The sequence below is a fragment of the Paenibacillus sp. Marseille-Q4541 genome (assembly GCF_018310695.1).
Classification (GTDB): domain Bacteria; phylum Bacillota; class Bacilli; order Paenibacillales; family Paenibacillaceae; genus Paenibacillus.
The window spans coordinates 1-22,064 of the sequence record NZ_JAGXCY010000018.1; the positions used below are offsets into that span (position 1 = coordinate 1).

General features: G+C 43.1%; 15 protein-coding genes. 1 reads left to right on the forward strand and 14 read right to left on the reverse strand.

What is annotated here, in order from left to right:
• Positions 1-263: 263 nt before the first annotated feature.
• From KFT32_RS16930 to KFT32_RS16965, 8 genes are all read right to left on the reverse strand, one after another.
• Positions 264-2,855 carry a glycoside hydrolase family 84 protein gene (locus KFT32_RS16930; RefSeq protein WP_211748420.1) on the reverse strand — a complete coding sequence of 864 codons (2,592 nt, stop codon included), beginning with the start codon at positions 2,853-2,855 and terminating at the stop codon, positions 264-266.
• A 111-nt stretch (positions 2,856-2,966) separates the two neighbouring features.
• Positions 2,967-4,880 (reverse strand): beta-N-acetylhexosaminidase, encoded by a 1,914-nt coding sequence (locus KFT32_RS16935; RefSeq protein ID WP_211748421.1) that lies wholly within the window; start codon positions 4,878-4,880, stop codon positions 2,967-2,969.
• Complete coding sequence (locus tag KFT32_RS16940) at positions 4,877-6,490, reverse strand: response regulator (protein ID WP_211748422.1); 1,614 nt, start codon at positions 6,488-6,490, stop codon at positions 4,877-4,879. The genes KFT32_RS16935 and KFT32_RS16940 overlap by 4 nt, the downstream gene beginning before the upstream one ends.
• Positions 6,487-7,632, reverse strand: coding sequence for a sensor histidine kinase (locus KFT32_RS16945; RefSeq protein WP_211748423.1), 1,146 nt, complete (start codon positions 7,630-7,632; stop codon positions 6,487-6,489). The genes KFT32_RS16940 and KFT32_RS16945 overlap by 4 nt, the downstream gene beginning before the upstream one ends.
• Positions 7,607-8,248 (reverse strand): cache domain-containing protein, encoded by a 642-nt coding sequence (locus KFT32_RS16950; protein WP_211748424.1) that lies wholly within the window; start codon positions 8,246-8,248, stop codon positions 7,607-7,609. The genes KFT32_RS16945 and KFT32_RS16950 overlap by 26 nt, the downstream gene beginning before the upstream one ends.
• 81 nt (positions 8,249-8,329) lie before the next feature.
• The gene (locus tag KFT32_RS16955; RefSeq protein WP_211748425.1) at positions 8,330-9,955 is read right to left on the reverse strand and encodes an extracellular solute-binding protein; all 1,626 of its coding nucleotides are present in this window, start codon (positions 9,953-9,955) and stop codon (positions 8,330-8,332) included.
• Between the two features lie 58 nt (positions 9,956-10,013).
• Positions 10,014-10,910 carry a carbohydrate ABC transporter permease gene (locus KFT32_RS16960; RefSeq protein ID WP_211748426.1) on the reverse strand — a complete coding sequence of 299 codons (897 nt, stop codon included), beginning with the start codon at positions 10,908-10,910 and terminating at the stop codon, positions 10,014-10,016.
• A 26-nt stretch (positions 10,911-10,936) separates the two neighbouring features.
• The gene (locus KFT32_RS16965) at positions 10,937-11,890 is read right to left on the reverse strand and encodes an ABC transporter permease (RefSeq protein WP_211748427.1); all 954 of its coding nucleotides are present in this window, start codon (positions 11,888-11,890) and stop codon (positions 10,937-10,939) included.
• A gap of 212 nt (positions 11,891-12,102) precedes the next feature.
• Between KFT32_RS16965 and KFT32_RS16970 the strand changes: the two genes are divergently transcribed.
• Positions 12,103-13,851 (forward strand): sulfatase family protein, encoded by a 1,749-nt coding sequence (locus KFT32_RS16970; protein WP_211748428.1) that lies wholly within the window; start codon positions 12,103-12,105, stop codon positions 13,849-13,851.
• Between the two features lie 77 nt (positions 13,852-13,928).
• Here KFT32_RS16970 and KFT32_RS16975 read toward each other — a convergent pair whose 3' ends face one another.
• From KFT32_RS16975 to KFT32_RS17000, 6 genes are all read right to left on the reverse strand, one after another.
• Positions 13,929-15,470 (reverse strand): long-chain-fatty-acid--CoA ligase, encoded by a 1,542-nt coding sequence (locus KFT32_RS16975; RefSeq protein WP_211748429.1) that lies wholly within the window; start codon positions 15,468-15,470, stop codon positions 13,929-13,931.
• A gap of 378 nt (positions 15,471-15,848) precedes the next feature.
• Positions 15,849-16,856, reverse strand: coding sequence for a phosphotransferase enzyme family protein (locus tag KFT32_RS16980; protein WP_211748430.1), 1,008 nt, complete (start codon positions 16,854-16,856; stop codon positions 15,849-15,851).
• 166 nt (positions 16,857-17,022) lie between these two features.
• Complete coding sequence (locus KFT32_RS16985; RefSeq protein WP_211748431.1) at positions 17,023-18,615, reverse strand: response regulator; 1,593 nt, start codon at positions 18,613-18,615, stop codon at positions 17,023-17,025.
• On the reverse strand, positions 18,608-20,086 hold the full coding sequence (locus KFT32_RS16990; protein WP_211748432.1) for a sensor histidine kinase: 1,479 nt from the start codon (positions 20,084-20,086) through the stop codon (positions 18,608-18,610). Before KFT32_RS16990 ends, KFT32_RS16985 begins: the two co-directional genes overlap by 8 nt.
• On the reverse strand, positions 20,083-21,099 hold the full coding sequence (locus KFT32_RS16995; protein WP_249435945.1) for a sugar-binding protein: 1,017 nt from the start codon (positions 21,097-21,099) through the stop codon (positions 20,083-20,085). Before KFT32_RS16995 ends, KFT32_RS16990 begins: the two co-directional genes overlap by 4 nt.
• Before the next feature lie 146 nt (positions 21,100-21,245).
• Positions 21,246-22,040 (reverse strand): carbohydrate ABC transporter permease, encoded by a 795-nt coding sequence (locus tag KFT32_RS17000; protein WP_211748494.1) that lies wholly within the window; start codon positions 22,038-22,040, stop codon positions 21,246-21,248.
• Between the last annotated feature and the right edge of the window lie 24 nt (positions 22,041-22,064).

Consider the following 22,064-nt stretch of genomic DNA (forward strand, 5'->3'; position numbering starts at 1 on the left):
CTGATAAGTAATGATTTTTTCGTTTCAACGTGTGGTAAATGCTATATAATTAGAATTTCACGTGTTTACAAATCATTGATCTTCAGTAAAAACAAATAATTTTTACTAAGGCGCTATTATACTTTTAGCCAAAATAAGCAACTAAAGAAAAATAAAAGAATCCCTTTTACCTCATGTTCATGAAGTAATAGGGATTCTTCTTTAGATTTGTTCTAGTGCTAGCAACTTTATTCCCAGTAGATCCAATTCGCCATTCGAATACTCTAAACGAGGATTCCTTTCGATGTTCTGACACTTGGCAAACTATATCCACTTATTCTCTCCACAAATACTCTATCTACATGCCCGCCAAGAGTTCCTTCTGCAAAAACAACCTGGTCACTGTGCTCATCCACTTTCTCCGAGACCGCAAATGGAGTATCCTCATTCAGGGTATGGAATAAGGAGATGACATCCCCTGGATGTACATGATGAATGATCATTGATCCATCTTTACCTATTTGGATATCGGATGAAAGTACTTTGGCTGCATGCTCTGGATATCTTTCATCATATAATTCAAACGCATAAATCCGAGTATGACCGCTGCCATCATTGCTCGTCTGTGCTGGCTCAATCACTTGTAGTCTGAAGTACTGCGCAGTAATCTCATCTGCTAGAATCCGGTTGATAACATCTCCACTATTGTCTGTGACTTCATCAATCACCGTAAAGTGTTCCCCATCATGACTAGCTAAGATTTGCACATGCATCGTATTCCACAATCTCGTTTCTCCTGCTTCCGGATGACCGCAGTTCACAATCCGATATTGCTTCACCGTGCATGGCTGCTGCAAATCAACGGTCAGGAATGGACGAAGCTCTGTAGCGCACCATTTCCCTGTACTGATTGCACCATCGATTACTTTGCTCGCATTCGCATTCTCATCCGTGTAACTGGAGGCAGATGCAGTAACGCCGAGTGATTGTAAAGCGATGTTATTTTTCTCATAGGAAGGGACCACTAGCTTTTGTTCTGTACCTGCTGCAACAGCTACTTTTACGATCATGTCCGCGATGAAAGGTTTCATGACGAGTGTTCCTACATCAACGGTAAAATCATGCGGAACTCCTTCTTTTAAACGGTGTACTTTACATGCCTCCATCGAAGTTAGAAGCTTCTGCGCAGCTTCATTATGCTGTTCCATTGCAACAAAGTCACCTGCTTGGAACGCAATTACCGCGTGAATCACCTGCTTTGCCGCTTGTGCCATCCGCTTGAATGCATTCAAAAATGGTTCTAGTTCTTGCACTAAATGGCGATTCGAACACTTCTCATCTATGATATCTGCCGCTTCTTCCATGCGAATAAAGCTTTTCAAGAGCCTGCTTGCGTACTCGCTTACATCCAGCCCTTGTTCAACACTCTCTATTAATCTCTGTACATCCTCTTTCAAATCCCAGGACTCATCAAATAAAAATGTACCGCTCTTGCCTCCGTCATCCTTTAAATAGCAGCTATTAGAAGCAAAAATCTCCAGCTCCTCCGCTACCTCGGGTGCAAGGGCCCTGAATGAGGCCGAATAACTCTTCTCACAATCAAATGCATCTGTATTCCAGTTATGGTCTGCAATGCAGAATAAAGCTTGTTTAGATGCTTGAGATTGATTCATAGGATTGGCGAAAAATCCATTCACATTGTCCAAATCCGAACTTAAATTTTGGATTTTCCCCATTAATATTTTGGAGTCACAATAATCGTTAACTGGGTAGTTCCACCATACAGACAATGGTTTAGCCGAGTTGATCTCTCGTCTTGGAGCATCATATTGTTCTTTTGCAATGTTCGACATCGTCGCTGAACCTGTCCACATGATCTCTACATCATCATGAAGCGTATCTACGAATGGTTTAAAATACCCTGTCATGGAAGGTCCCCAAGCTTCACAATATCTTGTTCCTACCGTAATTAAAGGCTCAATATCGCCCTTAACTTTAACAAATTCAGCATCGATGCGATTAATAAACCTAGCCTGCTCGGCACCATCAGGTATTCCCCCAATATCATCGAAAAGGATACCAAACTGCCGTACTCCTAGTGCATACAGCTGCTCCAGCTTCAAGATTGCAGACTCGGCATCTTCCTCTGAGGAGAGATCAATGGAGTCACCTGGATGAATCGTCCACACGAAATTCATATGATTCTCGTGCCCCGCTGCTGCAAGCTCCGCAATTTCCTTCGCCTTATCGGCAGGGTATAGTTCTCGCCAGTTTTTCCTATGATAAGGATCATCTTTAGGGGCATAGATATAAGTGTTTAATTTCTGTTCTCCGCCAAATTGCATGAGATCCATACGATCTTCATGGCTCCATGGGTAACCATAGAAGCCTTCGATGTATCCTCGATAACGTATTTCAGGATAATCCGTCACGATACAGTTCTTCAAAACTCGGTTACTAGATTGATCTAATATGCTTCTAAGTGTCACCACACCATGGTGGATTCCGTTACTATCACTTCCAACAATCGCTAGATTGCTAACAGAGCTGCCATTAATAATCAGACTATAGCCTTCTGGATGCTTCACCTCGGGAATTTGATCTGAGTAAACGAATGCAGTCCATTCATCTTTCTTATCCTGATCGACTAGAAAAAGGTTCGTTTGATCCTCTACATAATGATCCGTTATCGTATGTACAAAGCCATGTCTCGTAAGCATTTCTTGAAGCATAGGCAGCGTTGCCTGATGAAGCTCGGACTGAATGACGATATTCACGCCATCTGTAATCTTCGCTTCTCCTCCCGGGTAACTTACAGCTTGCGGCACAGGAAATATTGCATATTCCTCATTACTCATTTGCTTGAATCTGTTCATCTAAGATAGCACCTTCTCCACATAGAATAGTATAAGCAAAGATCTCTAACCTTTAAAACTCATTGACTCATGAACTGTTGCTTAGCCATTCATCCTTCTTGCATGCTTTTACTAAACGAGCGCACCTGCAGTTACAATCCGTTGATAGGAATTGGAATCAATCGTCAAATATCCTTGCCCCTCAGGTAAATGAGGATCGAACAATAAAGGCTGTTGCTCCAGCTCTTCTAAACGATCTTCGCGTCCTATCGCAAAATCCCTTAACCGCTCACTTGCAGTTTCCAATCTTGCCATAATTCCACCATAACGGATATCCAATACTTCCCATCCGCACGCCTTATTTGTCTGCATCCACAACTTACGATGTATGCGTCGTAGTTCATTTACTTGTGTGCGAACAGCAGGTAGGCGATGTTCAGATACTTCTAGCAGGGCATCCTTGTTACCGCCTTCATATAGACGCCTAATTTCTAATCCTAACATGCCTTTCATCGCAATGACACCGCTAAGATGCTCATAGAACGCAAACACCGTTCCGAAAGGTCCCTCTGCCTTTTCTTTACTCTTACACCATTGTTGTTGTAGTGACAAGTAATATTGGGGAAGATCTTGTTCTGGATCCCCCTCCAGATGCTTATCAAACAACCCCTGAAGTACATCTTGATACAGCATAAATTTTGACGGTCTTGCCATCCAGTGATTGCCTTCCCCGATCCCAGGTGTTTCATCCATGTACTTTAAAGCAACGATATCATCAAACAGATCCATACCCGTACATGCCGCAAATCGTTTACTCAACTGCTCATCATTTACATCATCAGAATAACCATACTCCGCATACAACTGTAATCCCGGTAGGATCGTGAAATGATTCGTTTCTTGCCCGTTATCGCCCCATGCCGTTGCAATTACCTCTCGAACATCTTGTGCTCTGCATGCACGTAATGCGGGATGCGACGTCTCCCACGTCTTCCCGTAATTGGGACTAAGGCCACCCCAGCAGTGTATCCCTCCTGCAAAGATCGGCGTCGAGCCGAGCTCCTTATGCTTAAGTATAATCTTCTCATACTTTGACTGATCTGTTGTACCATAACACCAATACACATATTGCAGATCAGAAGGCAATTTATCCAGCTGTTCTTTCGCAAAATTAACATCCAGCGGATAATGGAATCCATTCTTATCATTCGATAAGAAATGAAAGATCATATCACTCCAAATCATTGGTTTTAGTCCATATTTACTAGTAATCTCCAGCACCTTACTCAGATGACTTTGCATAATATCAAAACGATCCTGATAACCATGCTTCGCTAAATAACGGCCCAGCCCTACAGCGAATGCTTCGTCCATTCCAATATGTATCCGCTTAGATCGAAAAGGTGCACTTGCCGCCGAAATCATATCTTCGATAAACTGATAAGTTTGAGGTTCTCCGATCAGCAGGATGTCATCGTGATCTTTCATCTCCGATGCGTAAGACCATTTTAAAGCTTGTTGTAAGTGAGCCAGCGTCTGAATGCAAGGAACCACCTCCACCCCGAAGAGTGCGGCATAGTCATCAATCTCCTTCAGTTCTCCCTGCGTATATCGGCCTCGCATGTATCCAAAGTAAGGACGAGATTCTATTTCATAAGTATCCTCGGTATATAGCATAAGCCCATTTAGGCCCATGGCAGCAAGATACCGAATCATCTGTTTGACAGCATTTATGTTCAATACAGCATTGCGCGACATATCGAGCATTGGCCCATTAAAGTCGAACCTTGGACTCTCACATCGTTTAAAATGATTCGTTTGTTTCGCATACTGAGTGAACAATCCTAGAGCACGAAAGAAGTGTATCGGCTGGTCGTATTGGATGAATCCTTGTCCCTGTTCTAAAGAAACAATTAGTTCACCACCTTCTTGAATCACTTCAATTGGTAAACCGTCCTCTTTCCACTCAAAGGACAACTGACCCTCAAGCTCTTCAATTCCCTTACGTAAGGTTTCTATAGATGATCCTATAAAATTCAATTTCATTCTATAATCCCTCCCTTTCGCGCTTGCTTCCCGTGCTGTAATCGGAATTCACCTGCACTAAGTCCGGTATACTCTTTAAACTTTCGATAGAACCAGTCTAGTTGACGATAGCCTACTTCATTTGCAATCATGTATACTTTTTTGTCTGAATGAATCAACTGCAGTTTGGCCTGTTCCATTCGAACTTGCATTAAATAATCATTAAAGGAAATCCCTACTACCGATTTGAACAGATGCCCCAAATACACCGAATTCATAAAGATTTGTTCTGCAATGTTTTTCAAACTTACGTTACTTCCGTACTCGGTCGCAACGATACGCTTAACCTGTTCGATGGCACTCGTATGTTGAGGTTCCCTTGTTTCCTCTACTCGCTGAATAACATCTCTACATTTCTCCTGGGCATATTGAAAAAGCTCTTTAATCGTAGACGCCTTCATAATGCGTCCATATTCATCAGGTGACAAATGTAAGGCATCGTCAAGACTGCTTACTTTTTCACGTTCCAACCGAACTAGACTTGCGAACAGATCCAAGATCATGACCTGAACCAGTGATTTCGGAGCTGATTTTGTAATCAAATGCTCCATATGCTCTTGTAGTAAAGGAATCACTTGAGCGAGATGACCTTGGCTTAGAACATCCTCAAACTGCCTTTTCATATCTCGAATATTGATCATTTCACTTTTACTCAAATCATTCGGCAGATCGATACTATTAATAATGGAAAGGTCACCTAACAAAAATTTACGATCCAACATCATAAGAGCGGTGTAGTAAGAGCTTTCCACTTCCTTGATCGAATCTACAATCTGTCCAATTCCAATGGTCAGTGACACTTTTGCAAATCGCAGCACGCTGCTCTGGATCTCTGTAGCAAGCTGTACATACTGGTCTGGCTCACAATGCCCGTTCTCGTGGCACAACAAGATTCCATAACGTTCCTTTGATTCTTCAAATAGATATCCACGGCGATCAAGCACTTCACTCACGACATTACGTACTGCAAACCGCTCAGCCTCAATATCCTTTTCAGTCATCTTCACATTACTAGCTTCATGAAAATCCATCTCCATGAGCATACAGCAAAAGAAACACGGTTCATTAAATTCGATATTTAGAAGACTCATCTGCTCCAACGCCTGGTCGGTATGAATTCTACCTTGTACCCACAACTTTAAGGTCTGATCCTTAATCGCCGGAATACCGAGATAAAGCTGTTTATTTAATGTCTTCTTCACATGAATCTCCTGCGCGATCTGGGTTAGTAATTTGCTCACATCTTCTTCGCTCACCGGTTTTAACAAATAATCCTTCACGCCGAACTTAATGCATTGCTTTACATAATCGAATTCATCAAATCCGCTTACTACAATAATCGGGATATTCGATTCTGATCTTATGGCCGCAATTAAATCCAAGCCGCTAATACCTGGCATGCGAACATCTGTAATCATAAGGTCATAGTGATGATTTTTCAGCATCTCAATTGCTTCATGACCATTGGCTGCTTCTCCTGTAACCTGAAAACCGAACGTCTCCCAATCTAGTAAATACTTGAACGTTTTGATTGCACCGGGTTCATCGTCAACCAGTAACACATTCATCATGAGATGTCTCCTCCTTCGTAGGTATTGTCAGGTATGATGATGGAGACCTGGGTGCCTTGGCCTTGGACACTTTCAATTTGCAAGCCGTAAGATCCACCATATGTTCTTTGGAGACGCTGATGGATGTTGCGCAGTCCCACTCGGTTTGATCTAGCAATTTCGGAATCTTCATTGATCCATGCTAAGATTTCTTGCAATCGTTCTCCAGATAGTCCGGGGCCATTATCTGAAACCGTAATCCTCACCTGCTGATCATCGTACCTCTCCGCAGTTATTGTCACTTCAGTAACCCCAATGGATTGTTCTAGCGCATGCACGATCGTATTTTCAATTAAGGTCTGCAAGGATAACCTGGGTATAGCAAGCTGCAAGAAATCAGGTGGTACATCAATGGAGTACCTGAGACGGCTGCCAAAGCGGAATACTTGAATCTTTAAAAACGTATCTACAACTTCCAGTTCTTCTCCTACCCCATTCAGCTCGGACGGTTTACTCAGTACTTTGCGAAATGATAACGCTAACAACTTAATTATCTCGGCATTCTCCCTGTCTCCCTTTTCTAGGAGACTGCCCCTGATTGCATTCAATGTATTGAACAAATAATGCGGATTAATTTGTGCCTGCAATGCATACAGCTCAAACTCTTTCTTTAAAATATCCGCTTGGTACACTTCCTTGATCAGTTGATTAATTCGCACTATCATCTGCTGAAAATGATGGCTCAATTGGCCAATTTCATCATTTCCTCGTATCTCAATAGTCGTTGTCAGTTTCTCGATATCCATCGTTTTGATCTGCCTTGCGAATTCCATCAGCCGCTTCGTCATCCGAAGTGAAATAAAATAAATCGCTGCGATAGAGACCGTTCCAGAAGCAATCAACAGGATAAAAGCAACATCCTTCATCTGATTCACTTTTGCGAATAACTCGTCAATCGGCATCATTTGAATGACCTTAAGACCTCGAATACTGCTACGTGAATCTAAGGTTTGTACCGTAAGTAGATACTTCTTCCCATCTTCTTCATAAACGTCCGAATAATCATCGTTTTCTTCAATCAGATTATAGAATGGAAGCTGCTTTGTATCCTTTATATCCCTCTGTTCCACACTAGTATCAACAACGATGGAATGGTTTGGCAATGTACCTTTGAGACTCATTTTCTCGGGAGATCAGATTGTGAATCATCCGATCTTCAATATCGATCACCGTGTACATCTCTCGATTAGTTGCCGCATTATGTACTTTTTGTGCAAGACGAATGGTCCCTTTACGCAGCAAGGCGTATTCTTTGGACACAGTCCACGTTTTTACAAGGGTCTTATTCTGTCCTTGCAAACTGCGATACCAGTCCGTACTCTTCACTTCCTCATCAATGTAATGAACCTGAGCATATTGAAAAGTAGGATTATCTGTATATATGGAAAATTGCAGCAGTTCTCTAGAAGTCGTGATCCATTGTTCATAGGGCTGGATGTAATTTAGATATACCTGCTGTACCTCTGCGAATGAATTGTAATTGTCCAGCAACATATTTTGCATTTCGGTACTTACATACAGCGAATCTACGATCTGCTCATAAGTCTGAAGCAGTGTATCAATATTCTGAGACAGCTGCGAGATGGAGTAACCTGCATCTTCTTTGGCTTTGTCCAAAATGATGTTACTGCTAAATGCGCTCATATACAAAGTAAGTACAGTAAGCAACACTAAAGAAACTCCTGCATTAGCGAGAAATATCTTCATTCGGATGTTCAAGTTAGCTTCACCTCAGGTTCCTAAGCAGGAGATAGCACAACACCGGACACTCCTTGTATAAGGGATGTCCGGCATTTGTTGTTATGATCCGATCGCCGCGTTAAAACGATCCAAGAATTCATTCCAAGTCTTCGTCCACACTTCATCATACTGCTTTCTTCCTGCCTTGTTAACTTGATCCACAAAATTGTCCCACGCAGCATCGAATTCAGCATCTGTTTTGGCCAAAATCATCTTAGGAACTTCTTTATTCAATGTTTCTTCTAGCTTAATGAAGATCGCTTTGCTTTCTTCCGGCTCGGATAATTGCCACAACATAGAGGGTACTCGGATCGGCTCTGATGGCAAGAAATCAGACCATGTCTCTTTTCCGTACTTCGATAATACTTCTTTCGTAGCTTCATCATAGTTTGCTATAACGGATTCTTTCGTGTTGGAGGTAGCATAGTCCCCATCATCGAGCAAAGCACCATCACCGATCGTGAAGTTAGTCATTGGGCCAGCTGGGCCATTTTGATATACGAGATCAGGATTTTTCTTCAATTGATCCACATAATCTGCTTTCTTTACTCGCTTGCCATCTTTCACTTCATACTGCAGGCCTTCCACTCCCCAGTTGATAAGAAGTTGACCCTCGTCTGAGAACAAGAAATCGATCATCTGTACGATACGTTCTGGATTTTTTGCCGTATTCGTAATGGCCCAGTTCGAGCTTGAATTGGTGATCGCCATCATGAAGGATTGATCGACGGTATTTTCATCAATGAGAATAGGAAATTTCGCATACTGACGTTCAGTTAGACCCGCTGCAACGATCGATTTCTCTGGTGTATTCAGCAGCCAACCTGGCATGAATTCAGCGAGTACTCTCCCTTGAGCAATCTTAGATAAGTTCTCTTCTCCTTTACCGAAGATGTTCTTATCTAACATCCCTGCTTTTTGGAGTCTGTTAAGAAACTTGTAGTATTCCTTCGCAAACGGTTCTGTTAAACCAAAGCGAACATTGTTATTCTCATCTACGATACTCCACCCTTGGTCCGGCAAACCTGCTGCCGCAATAACTGGATTCGTAAACGTATACCCTCCCCAATAACCCGAGAAAGGAATGGTTGGCTGACCTTCTATTGTTGGGTGTTTCTTATAATAAGCCTCGATGATATCGAATAATTGATCAAACGTCTTCACTTCCGGATAGCCCGATTCCTTGAGTACATCATATTGAATAATGAAAGAAGCAGCTGCGCTTGCAGGTGGTTCTTGCGAGAGATTAATGCCATAGAGAGAATAAATATGTCCATCTTCATCTCTTAGCAAATCATAATATTTACCAAAACGCTTCTTGATGTTAGGTCCATACTCGTCAATTAAGTCTTCTAGAGGAATAAGAGCATCTGCGTCACGATATTTACCCGTCATATTCGGTGACAATGTTAACATGTCAGGGTAGTCACCCGATGCTAGCCAAAGATCCATCTTTTGAGCTTCATCTCCAACGATCGGAAGATACTCAACGGATACGCCTGTTTTATCTGTAATCGATTTATCCACAGGTGTACCCCATTTCAACTTCGTGTCCGTAGTACTCATGGTGTATGTTGCTGGCGCATTCGGATCCTCATTCTTTACTGAACTTTCTGACTTTCCGCATCCAGCAAGCAAAGATGTGACGAGCAAAAAGCAACTCATAGACAAAGCTATTTTTTTCAAATCATGCCACCCTCTCTATTTCTTTTTTTATACCAACGAAAATAAGTTCCGCAGATAACTATTCTTTAATCGCACCAATTAAGGCGCCTTTGATAAAGTACTTCTGCAAGAATGGATAAACGAGCAGAATGGGGAACGTCACAATGATGGTCATCGTTGCACGGATAGCCTCAGGCGTAATATTTTTCATACTTTCACCATCCACATAACCTGTTGAAGAGGCATTACTCGTCATCTGACTCGTCGATTGCATCAGTATTTTCATCAGCTCGAATTGAAGTAAATTCAGGTTATCTTTCGTATTGTATAAGTAATTATCAAACCAAGAATTCCAATGTCCAACGGAATTGAACAATGTTATAGTAGCGAGAACCGGTAAGCTGATAGGTACGATAATTCGGAATAGAATCTGGAAGTCATTCGCACCTTCAATTCTTGCGGACTCTAGCAAGCCGTCTGGCAAACCTTCCATCGAAGTACGCATAATAATGACGTTAAATACCCCGATAAGTCCAGGTATGATGTAAACCCAGAAGGAGTTCGTCATACCTAATCCTTTGATGAGCAAGTAAGAAGGGATGAGACCACCGCTCACATACATGCTAATAATCATCATTAAATTAATTGATTTTCGCAGGACGAAGTCTTTTCTAGTAAGTGTATAAGCTAGCATCATAGTGCAAGTCACTGACAAGAATGTCCCAAGTACGGTTCGAAGGACCGAGCGCACGGCCGCCATATACAATGAGTGATCCTCGAAGACCAGTTTGTAATTGTCCAAGGTAAACTTATTCGGTAAAAAGTATACTTGACCTCGAATCGTATCCAGCGGATCATTCAGCGATACAGCTAATAGATTAATAAAAGGATATAAGGTGAAAAATCCCAATAAGGCGAGTAATATGTAGTTCACCACATCAAAGCTTAGATCTCTTAAACGAAGCCGAGGTTTCATGGTTGCAAGTCACTCCTTCATTCAGGCTAGAATAAACGTATTCCGCTCGTTTTCTTCGCGAGAAAGTTAACGGATATCACGATGATTAAGCTGATAATCGATTTAAAAATACCTAGTGCTACACCGACTGAATATTGCCCGGAACCAAATGATAGATTTAGTGCATATAAGTCTAGTACTTCTGAATATTCCATATTAAGCGGATTACTTAATAAAAACTGCGATTCATATCCAATATTGATGATATTGCCCATCGATAAGATCAGTAATATAATGGCTGTCGGCATAATACTCGGGATAGAGATGTTCCACATTTTCTGAAATCGCCCAGCTCCATCCACATCAGCTGCTTCATACAAATCCGGATTAATCCCGGCGAGTACGGCCAAGTAGATAATCGTACTCCAGCCCAGTTCCTTCCACAGTCCAATTAATGTGTTGATAAACCAGAATAATTTCCCTTCCCCCATAATAAACATAGACTCTTTCAGAATTCCCATCTTGATTAACAAATCATTTACGATTCCCTCAGGGGCTAAGAAAGTAAGCACGATATTGGCAATAACGACCATGGAAACAAAGTGAGGAATATAGGTTACCGTCTGGATCGTTCGCTTGAAAAAGGAATGACGCACTTCGTTCAAGAGCAGTGCCAGTACGATTGCACCAACAAAACCCGATACAAGGCTCATCCCACTCATCGCTAGCGTATTACGCAACACGAGGAAGAACCGCTCATCATGAAAAAGCGTGACAAAGTTATCGAGACCAACCCAGGGACTTTTCCAGATTCCTTTACCTGGGGAATAACGTTGAAAGGCCATCATCCAGCCCCACAAAGGTATGTATGAGAAAATGAATAATAAGACTACGAATGGGACTGACATGATCAGAAGCTGATATTGAGACTTAAGTTTGATCAGAAGCTTACGGTTCTTCTTCTTTCTTGAATTCAGCTCCGGTGCCGTTGATAAGTTCATGGAGTTTGCTCACACCCTTCTTTTCAATACCTTAATTGTAAGAAAGTGTAAAATAGCTAACAACCACAGCACCTAAAGAATATAGCCATTGTAATTAAAGGGGGTTTCTATTTTATTCAATCAAATGCAATGAAGGCGCTTTGGTAAAAGGCTACTGTTTCGGGGAATAAACACATAACTTAAGGTAAATACCTACCGAAGGATGTGTATCTATGAGTGAAACTCCTATTTCACTGCGGGGAGTGGGAAAGCCTAATTTTCTCGTGCTCCTCGTAGATGAGGAACGATATCCCCCTGTTTATGAATCGGCGGAAATAAAGGAATGGCGCAAACAAAATCTCATTGCTCAAGAACGCTTAAAATCTCATAGCCTGGAGTTCCATAGACATTATATAGGAAGTACAGCATGTTGCCCCAGCCGGGCTACCCTGTTTACCGGGCATTATCCTTCTCTGCATGGAGTTAGCCAGACGACAGGTATGGCCAAGGAATCCTTCGACTCTGACATGTACTGGCTCGATCGAAATACAGTTCCCACCATGGGAGATTACTTTCGCGAAGCCGGCTACCAAACTTTTTATAAAGGCAAATGGCACATATCGGAGGAAGACATTATAAATCCTGGGACGCACCAAAGCCTGCCAAGCTACAACACGATGACCGGCGTGCCAGACAAGAAATTAGAACATTTATATGATCGTGCTGACCGTCTAGAAAATTACGGTTTTTCGAGCTGGATTGGACCTGAACCCCACGGAAGAAACCCACGGAATTCCGGTTCCTCTGCCGCTTTCGGAGTCAGCGGTAGAGATGAATTTTATGCAGATGAAGTCGTTGAACTCCTCCAATCCCTTGAACACCAAAAAAGACATGACCATAACGCAAAACCTTGGTTAGTCGTATCTTCCTTTGTGAACCCACATGATATTGTGTTATATGGAGCAATCACTGCGCAGCTCCCTATGTTCCGGTTTGAGGTAGACCCGACAGTGCCGTCCGTGGATCCTCCGCCAACCCTACATGAGTCGCTGATCACGAAACCCCGCTGTCAGGCTAGCTACCGCGAGATTTATCCAACAGCTTTGCAGCCTATTAATAACGAACCCTTTTATCGTCAGCTTTACTACCAACTGCAAAAGAACGTGGATAGGGAAATGTTGAAAGTGTTGGATGCTCTTACTCGTTCTTCTCTCTATGACAACACTATTGTTATTTTCACATCGGATCATGGGGATTTGTTAGGTGCTCACGGCCATCTCCATCAAAAATGGTACAGTGCCTATGAAGAGTTTCTTCATGTCCCTTTCCTCATTCACAATAAACACCTGTTCCCGCAATCTAGAAATGTAGATACATTGACGAGTCATATTGACCTTCTGCCCACCATGCTTGGGCTTGCTAACGTTAATATTGAAGAAATCCGATGCCGCTTAGAAAGCAGATTCAGCGAAGCACGCCCACTTGTAGGGCGTGACCTCACTCCTTTGATCTTGAAACAAAACCATACGGATATATCGGATGACCCGATTTATTTTATGACAGACGATGATGTCACCCGGGGTCAACACCAAACAAACCCTATGGGGGAGCACTATCCATCGGTTATTCAGCCTAACCATATCGAGACTATAATGATGAACATCTACACGAATGATAAAAAAGAATTGTGGAAATTCTCCCGCTATTTTGACAACGCACAATTCTGGAGTCAGCCTGGGGTAGAAGATGTAACGGTCCAGCCTGTTAGAGGAAAAGCGTCCGCACCATGGGTAAAGACCGTTAAAACAGAGCCTGTACATGATGAGTATGAGTTGTACAATGTATCCGATGATCCTCTAGAATCATGTAATCTAGCGCATCCTGCCTTTGCAACGCAGTATTCTAGAAGCATTCAACAATGGATGATGCAGCAATTGGATGAGCAACGACAGCAAAAACGTCTATATCCTTGTCATACTTGACTATTTTGAAATTTCGCCTAAAAAAGAAAAATGAGATGTTGCAAACATGCAGCATCTCATTTTCTTATTTGTTGTATTTAAGGGGTATCACCCGGCTCTGATGGAACCGAAGATGCACTACTCTCTCTAAGCGCACGGCGCAGCGTTTTGCCGGAACTATTCTTTGGAAGTTCTTCTATAAATTCAATGAAAGCCGGAAGTTTGTATTTGACGAGCCTTTCCTTACAGAACTCCATAAGTCCATCTGAAGTTAGCTGCTGATCATTTCTAACGACAAATGCTTTTACCTTCTCTCCAAATACATCATCCTTAACTCCAATGACTGCCGCCTCAAACACGCCCGGGTGCTGATAGATCACTTCTTCTACTTCCCGAGGATAGACGTTATATCCGCCGACATTGATCATATCCTTTTTCCGATCCACGATAAAAATATAGCCTTCCTCATCCATCTGGGCAAGGTCTCCTGTATAAAGCCAGCCGTCCTTCAAGGCTGCTGCTGTCGCTTCAGGCATATTAAAATATCCTTGCATCACATTCGGGCCCTTCACGATCAGTTCCCCTACTTCTCCGCGAGGAAGCTCATTCCCATCTACATCTATCACTTTATTGATAACATCAGGTATATTTACCCCTACAGATCCCCATTTTCTTATCCCCCCAGGCGGATTAAAAGCCGTCACCGGCGAAGCTTCCGAGAGCCCATACCCCTCACTTATTTTCACTTGAAACTTCTCTTCAAATTTATGAAGTACCTCTACAGGAAGCGAAGCTCCCCCAGAAGAACATAAACGAATGGAGGTAAAATCTTCCCTCTTCGCATCTGGATACTGTAATAAAAAGCTATACATTGTAGGCACACCAGAGAACATGGTTGCCTGCTGTTCACGAATAGTTCTCATGATCTCCGCAGGTTGGAAGCGCGGCATAATCAGAATGGTAGACCCTACAGCAAGAGGAGCATTCACACAGACGGTCATACAGTAGATATGGAACATAGGGAGGACGGTTACCACTTTGTCTGTACTTTGGATACCGAATATCGTATGGAGTGCATGAGCGTTAGTAGCCAAATTTCGGTGAGATAACATGGCTCCTTTCGGCTTGCCGGTTGTACCCGAAGTATACAAAATAACGGCAGTATCATTATTATCATTGTAAACGGATACAATATTATCATCACCAGAGGCTATTAACGCTTCCCAAGAGGAAGAACCTGTCTCTGCATTGGTGTACACCGTAAGCCGAACCGAGGGAATCTTCTCACTTAGTACTGCAATCATAGGTTTCAACGCCCCTACTGCAATCACGGCAGTAGCCCCACTGTTACCGAGAATATAGGCAATCTCCTCCGGTTTATACGTCGGATTTACCGGGACGACAATTCCGCCTAGATGAAGAATACCATAGTAGGAAATGATGAACTCCGGTGAATTGCCTAGCAATAATACAACCTTATCCCCTTTGGCAATGCCATGAGAAGCGAGCCCGGAAGAACACTGGCTAATTTGCTGCATCAGTTCAGCATAAGATGTACTTTTTTCCTGAAACACGTAAGCTGGGTGATCGGGGTTGCTTGCTGCACTCTTCTCCAAAATACGGACCAAATTCCAACTCATGAGGTATCCATCTCCTTTTTTGAACCGCTGTAGGGTCATTTTGGTGATGTCAGCAGTACTCCAATTACCCCTAGATATATTATTGGAAGCGGTAATAAATTCCTATGTAACCATAACAAAGCTTATAAATGTTTAACTAATCTCCCCTATCACTCGCTATAAGTAATTGGGATATGACATAATTTACCTAATGATAAACAATAACTAAACAAGGATGTGATCCACTTCAAGTACTTCATTAAGCTGAATGTCATGAGTATTCTGTATGCCTTGCTTCTCATTATCCTGATCGAACTTCAGGTGAATATATACCAAAAAAAACCACTTCATTATCGAGGCGGTTTTCTTAGGATATATCGTATCAGAATACACGTCATTTTAGCGCACAGAACCCACTATCGACTCGGACATCATTATTTTTTCTTCAGCCAATATTTTTCTGAATTTCTGAACCAGTCCGTCATACCATGCCGGCGCCTCATTCACGACTTCTTCTGACCTCTCAAGAGAACAGAGCAACCGGGTATATCCATGCACGCGTTCAAACCGCCTCAGGACAGCGTATGTGTAATTCCAATCTTCCGGAATCGTACGCACCGAGCCGTATCCTTTCAAGAACGAAGATACCCTCTCCTCTGAATCCTCCAAGTATCTCCCCTGTTCGTCGCAATCATCTTCGAGCACCCGAACCAAATCCATCATATAAAAATGGACCATCGTATCGTCAAAATCAATGACATCCGAGATACATCCATCTTCAAACATCACATTGTCGAGCTGAAAATCATAATGGACGAGACCGATATTCGTCTCATCTTCAGTCCAATGTTCCAGTTCTTCTCTTACCAGAGCAAGCTCTTGCTTAGCAACGGTTTCCTCTGGATGTCTTTGAAGTATCTTTTCCGCATCATTCAAAATCTCGCTCCAGTGCTTTCTTCCGGAGTTCTTATGCTCATACCTTTGAGATAACTCATGCAGCTCGGCTAGCGCCCTTCCCCATTGCTCCGCCTCTTCTTCCGTAGGCTGCCTATAGATATGATCCCCGCTCGCTTCTGAGAAAACGACGGCATAATAGATGCCTTCTTCCGTCTGCAATTCCTCTAGATATTCACCCGCCTGAGAAGCGATGAGGCTGACACAAGGAAAGCCGTGATCCTTCAAATACATCATGAAATGAAGCTCTGCCTCCAGCTGTTCTCGTTGATGATCACTTGCACTACTGAACCTTAGCCACTGTTTAATGCCGCTGGATTCAAAGTGATACACCACATTAGAACTGGCACGCCAGAACTGAAGTGTCCCCTCGTCACAGTCCCATTTTGCTGAGAAAGCCTCAGCGAGTGTATTTCCTCGCAAAGCGTACACCATTTCTTTCAAATTCATCATCCGCATTCCCCCATCCCTTATTCCTTACAAGCGGAACTATATCATGCAGAGAAAGATTCCGGGTGGGAGAGAACAGGTAAGTACAAGAAATACTGCGTACGGTGGACAATACGAACAGTTCATAGTGTTCCTTTTTCTCTAGCGAATGCTTCGAACTTGCCTCAATCTATAACCCCAGCATCTCATTTCGAAGACATGCATTTCGGTATTCGGACGGAGAGACCCCGACCATTTTTTTAAATACACGGCTAAAATAGTTAGGATCTCTGTATCCGATCTGCACACTGATCTCCTTCACAACCTGCTTCGGATCTGCCAGCAGTTCCTGTGCTTTGCCAATCCGTAAGGAAGTCAGGTAATCAATAAAGGTAACGCCACAGCGTTCATGAAACATTTTGCTAAAATAGTGGGGGTTTAAACCTATGTGCTCAGCTACCTCCTCCAGAGACAGCTCCTTCACGTAATACTCTGCCATGAATGTCTTAGCCTTCTCAATACTCCCGCGCTGCTCATCCCTATACATTTCATTCAGCTTCTCAAGCATCAATTTGAGCTGGAACTGCGCATGCGTACGTAAACTTTGCTCATCTTTTAATGCAGATAGCCCCCCAAGCTTTGGAAGCAGAATCCCCTTCTCTTTCAATAACTTGAGCATCTGAGAAAATAATTTACCGAGGTCATGCTTCACTCGTTCCAGATCATAATTTGTCATTCGTAGGAGCTCAGATAGATAATCATCGAAAACTTCCTCTGCCTCTGTTCCGTTCCCTCTTCGTACTTGTTGTAGCAACTGCTGCTCACTCTCGTGCGGATAGGGATAATCATCGTCCATTTCCATTGGAATATCCTCATAAAAACAGATCGCAGACTTTCCTGAAATTTGTGAAGCCAGCAAAGCTTCATGATACGAACGGACCCACATCGTTGCAGAAGAATACAGATTGCCGATTCCAATACTCACTTTAATATCGCCATGCCCTCGCTGTCCCTGCTGTAAAAGAAATCTTGCCATATGAGACGCTTGGGAACGTATAGTTCTTCTTCCTGCACCCTCTTCTTTGTCAGGCGGGAAGAACAAACATGGAAAATATCCTCCGATGGCAGGGCCGATGTGACAACCTTCAAAGGTCTTCATATACCCTCGCATCTCATTTTGAATTAGCCTCTGCTGCTCCTCAGCCATTGTGCCGCTGCTGCTAATAGCAAAAACCATGGCATACCCCGCACTGTTCTCCTTGATCCCTACGTCTTTCGCATAGCGCTTTGTCTCCTCACTCATCGCTCTCTCCTGACAAATCGCCGCAACCCATTCCGCTTCGATAAGCACACATGCTTGTTGAACTTGTTGCGCTCGTTCCTGCTCCCTTTGGATATCTTGCCGACTAACATCAATCCCCGCCAGAACCGTCTTTACCGCACTGATCATCTGATCCTTTTTACAAGGCTTTAGTAAATATTCCTTCACGCCGTACTTCATCACCCGCCGGGCATATTCAAATTCATCAAAAGCAGACACCATAATAAACTGCATATCGGGATACTCATTGCATAGTAAAGACACGGCTTCTATACCATCGATGCCTGGCATTTTAACATCCATTGTGACTACATCCGGACGTAACTGATGTGCCATCTCTACAGCAATACGCCCGTTCTCCGCTTCGCCTACGACAAGGACTTCAGGCAGATGTCTTTCAATCATCATACGCAAGGCACTGCGCTCAATCTGCTCATCATCCACAATCAGCATTTTATACATAAGCCGCCTCCTCTTTCATCATCACCGGTAACTTCAGCCGGATCGTTGTGCCCTTTCCGCACAGGGAGTCGATTTCCATGATGTCATCACATTGATAATACAATTGAAGTCTACGCATCACATTGCGAAGTCCGATACCGCTTCCGTTTCCTATTCCGTTAAGATCTGAAGGATCTCTCTCTCCTAAATGAGCCGTTCCACTTGAGGCATCAAACAGTCTAGCAATCTGATCTTCATTCATACCGACCCCGTTATCGCGAATCTCTACAATCACCCGTCCTCCCTCGTTATAAATATCTATGGCCAGCTCGCCGCCGCTTTCGGAAGATTCAATCCCATGCGCGAAACTATTCTCCACAAGAGGCTGGATCGTAAGTGAAGGGATCACACAGCCAAGACAAGCTTCATCAATATGTTCTGAAAACCGAATCCGATCCCCGAAGCGCATTTGCTGAATATAAAAATACTCTCTTACAATCGCAATTTCATCCCGCAGTACGACATTATCATGCATCTTCTTGAGATTATAACGAAGTAACATCGAGATCGAATCCACAAGATCACTCGTCTTCTCTGCTCCTTCTACATAAGCCATCTTAGACACCATATTTAGGGTATTGAACAAAAAATGAGGATTAATCTGGTTTTGTAAACTGCGAATTTCCATTTTCTTGACCAGTGTATCCAGCTCTGATTTCTGTTTGATCTCATGTATAAGCTGCCTGATATCAGCACACATTCCGTTAAAGGTCTCCGCGAGAAAATGTAGTTCGTCCCTGCTCTTCACCTGTACCTTCGCGACCTCAAAATTCCCCCTTGAAATCTGCTTTGCCGCTAGCGACAGCTGACGAATAGGGTTCGTGATGCCCTCAGAGAACCAGAAAGTGAACAAAGTACAAAACAAAGCCGCCGCCAAAAAGGCAAAGATGGCCATTTTTTGCAAATGTTCATTTTTAGCGTTCATGGCATTATAAAAGGATTGATAATTTGATAACTCATCGTTAATGAGCTTCAGTGTAGCATCCTGGATAAAGCTCGCGGTCCGGTCTGTCTCTGTCATATGCTCATAGTAGGAAGCAAGATCCTCATCACTCACACTGTTCATCGTCTGCTCCCCCTGTTCGAGAAAGCTATCAATCATATTGCTGTAGTTTTTGACGAGTACGTAATTGACATCATTCTCGATATCGGTCAGCAGTGAAGAACTGAGCTTGTTCAGCTCCTCCACCTGCTGTTCATAACTGTCTAAGAGTGCAGGATCAGCAACAGAATCCTGAACATAAGCCTGAATAGAACCATTCACGAGCTTCGTTCGCTGATGAATATCATTGAGTAGAAAAAATCGATTTAATATCCGGTCATATTGTTCAATCGAACGGCTGTTATTCTGAAACAGGATGAGAGCCAGCGCAGAAATCAGCACAATCAGGACCGTGAAGAACAGCATCAGCTTTGTTTTGAGATGGATCATAAGCCGTCGCCTCCCCGGTTATACGGCAAATTTGCTCCGCGTACGATCCGTGCATCGGTATTATAAACACTGACTATTTTTTGGCCTGCCAGATAATCGAGCATCAGCTCCACACCTTCTGCACCCATTTGGTAAGGCTGTTGAACTATGGTTGCGTCCACCACGCCTTGATCAATAAGCTCGACTGTCTCTGGCAGATCATCAAATCCAAAAATTCGAATTCGCTCATCCAAAAGAGTGCCTGGACTTTTCTTTATATCGTTCAACATTTGAGCAATGCCCATGGCATCAAGTGCACTCGTACCAAAAAACGTATCTAGTTCAGGATAAGCTTTAGCGAGTCCGTATGCAGCAGAGGCAGAACCAATCCGATCAATGTTGGATTCTTTCATGTCTAAAATTCGAATATCTGGTTCCCGTTTTACGGCATCCAGAAAACCACGCACCCTTTCTTTTAGGTTCACGGATTGGAAACTTCCTGTCACGATGCCTACTTTCGCTTTCCCTGCCGTGTCTTGTATGAGTGCCTTACCTGCCATAAACCCGGCAGCATAGTTATCCGTACCCACATAAGCAACTCGTTCGGTGTTCGGAGCGTCAGAGTCGATCGTAATGACGGGAATCCCCAGCTCAATCGCTTTATGAATCAATGGGGCAAACTGTTCATCATCGAGTCCCTGCGTCAATATCCCGTCAATTTTTGAAGCAACCGCCATCTCAATTAGCCGAACTTGTTCCTGGACATTCGCTTGTACCGGACCAACATACTCCAAGGTAGCCTTCCTCTTCTCGGCAGCACTTCGTGCTCCATGTTCAATAAGTCGCCAGTATGGATTATCCAGCTCTTGAGAAATAAGTACGAGATGAATCTGCGGGTCATGCGAGTTTTCATCAGAAAACATAGCAGATTCATACTGAAGCGCTTTCATTAAATGGAATAATGAAATGGAGACCGTGCCGATGAGCAGCAAGGTGATTAGGATATAATGTGGTCTCAGCCAAGTCTTGAACAAACAGGGTCCCTCCTCTTTTATAACAACGAAAGTAGGTTAGTAGCTCTACATATTCCCTAAATAACAACAAGCCCAGCCTAGGAACGTCCGATAAAGACCTTCTCAGCTGAGCTTACTTCTTTCCTTCCATTCTCGCAATCTATCTTTTAGCCTTTCACAGAACCCGCTAGCAGACCCCGAATAAAGTAACGTCCCAGCAAAATATACACAAGCAGCGTTGGTAATGCGGCAAGCACCGCTCCGGCCATTTGAACGTTCCAATGTACCACCTGGCTGCCCGACAAATTCTGGAGTGCTACCATAATCGGCTGCTGGCTTTGTGTAGTAAGGGTAACTGCAAACAAAAATTCGTTCCAGATATTCGTGAACTCCCAAATCCCAACTACCACAAAACTTGTTACGGATAGCGGCAAAATAATATGCCGATAGATTCCGAAAAATCCGGTTCCGTCGATCTGTGCTGACTCCATAATTTCATTCGGTATACTTACATAGAAGTTACGGAATATCAGTGTTGAGATAGGAAGTCCGTATATGACGTGTACGAGAATCAGCCCTGGAATTGTATTGTACAGTTTAATTTCTTGCATGAACTGAATGAGCGGAATTAAAACACTCTGATATGGAATAAACATCCCGAACAAAATAAGCGTAAAGAGTGTTTCAGAACCTTTAAACCGCCATTTCGCAAAAACATAGCCATTCAGCGACCCAAGCAGCGCACATAGAAGAGTAGCGGGAATGACTAACAGCATGCTGTTCCAGAGATGAGGAGCGAGCCTAGTAAAAGCCTCCTTATATCCGGACAAATCGATTGATTTCGGAAGCGACCACATCTGGTTCAGCGTGATGGCATCCAGTGATTTGAGGCTTGTAACCAGTACCACATATACCGGAACGAGAAACAATACCGCAAAAAAGATCAATAGCAGATAGATCATCGCTCGTGAAAACTTCGAGTGTAC

Excerpts from the sequence above, each read along its gene's own strand:
- KFT32_RS16930 (WP_211748420.1), bottom strand. The coding sequence starts at position 2,855 with ATGAACAGATTCAAGCAAATGAGTAATGAGGAATATGCAATATTTCCT.
- KFT32_RS16935 (WP_211748421.1), bottom strand. The coding sequence starts at position 4,880 with ATGAAATTGAATTTTATAGGATCATCTATAGAAACCTTACGTAAGGGA.
- KFT32_RS16940 (WP_211748422.1), bottom strand. The coding sequence starts at position 6,490 with ATGATGAATGTGTTACTGGTTGACGATGAACCCGGTGCAATCAAAACG.
- KFT32_RS16960 (WP_211748426.1), bottom strand. The coding sequence starts at position 10,910 with ATGAAACCTCGGCTTCGTTTAAGAGATCTAAGCTTTGATGTGGTGAAC.
- KFT32_RS16965 (WP_211748427.1), bottom strand. The coding sequence starts at position 11,890 with ATGAACTTATCAACGGCACCGGAGCTGAATTCAAGAAAGAAGAAGAAC.
- KFT32_RS16970 (WP_211748428.1), top strand. The coding sequence starts at position 12,103 with ATGAGTGAAACTCCTATTTCACTGCGGGGAGTGGGAAAGCCTAATTTT.
- KFT32_RS16975 (WP_211748429.1), bottom strand. The coding sequence starts at position 15,470 with ATGAGTTGGAATTTGGTCCGTATTTTGGAGAAGAGTGCAGCAAGCAAC.
- KFT32_RS16980 (WP_211748430.1), bottom strand. The coding sequence starts at position 16,856 with ATGATGAATTTGAAAGAAATGGTGTACGCTTTGCGAGGAAATACACTC.
- KFT32_RS16985 (WP_211748431.1), bottom strand. The coding sequence starts at position 18,615 with ATGTATAAAATGCTGATTGTGGATGATGAGCAGATTGAGCGCAGTGCC.
- KFT32_RS16990 (WP_211748432.1), bottom strand. The coding sequence starts at position 20,086 with ATGATCCATCTCAAAACAAAGCTGATGCTGTTCTTCACGGTCCTGATT.
- KFT32_RS17000 (WP_211748494.1), bottom strand. The coding sequence starts at position 22,040 with ATGATCTATCTGCTATTGATCTTTTTTGCGGTATTGTTTCTCGTTCCG.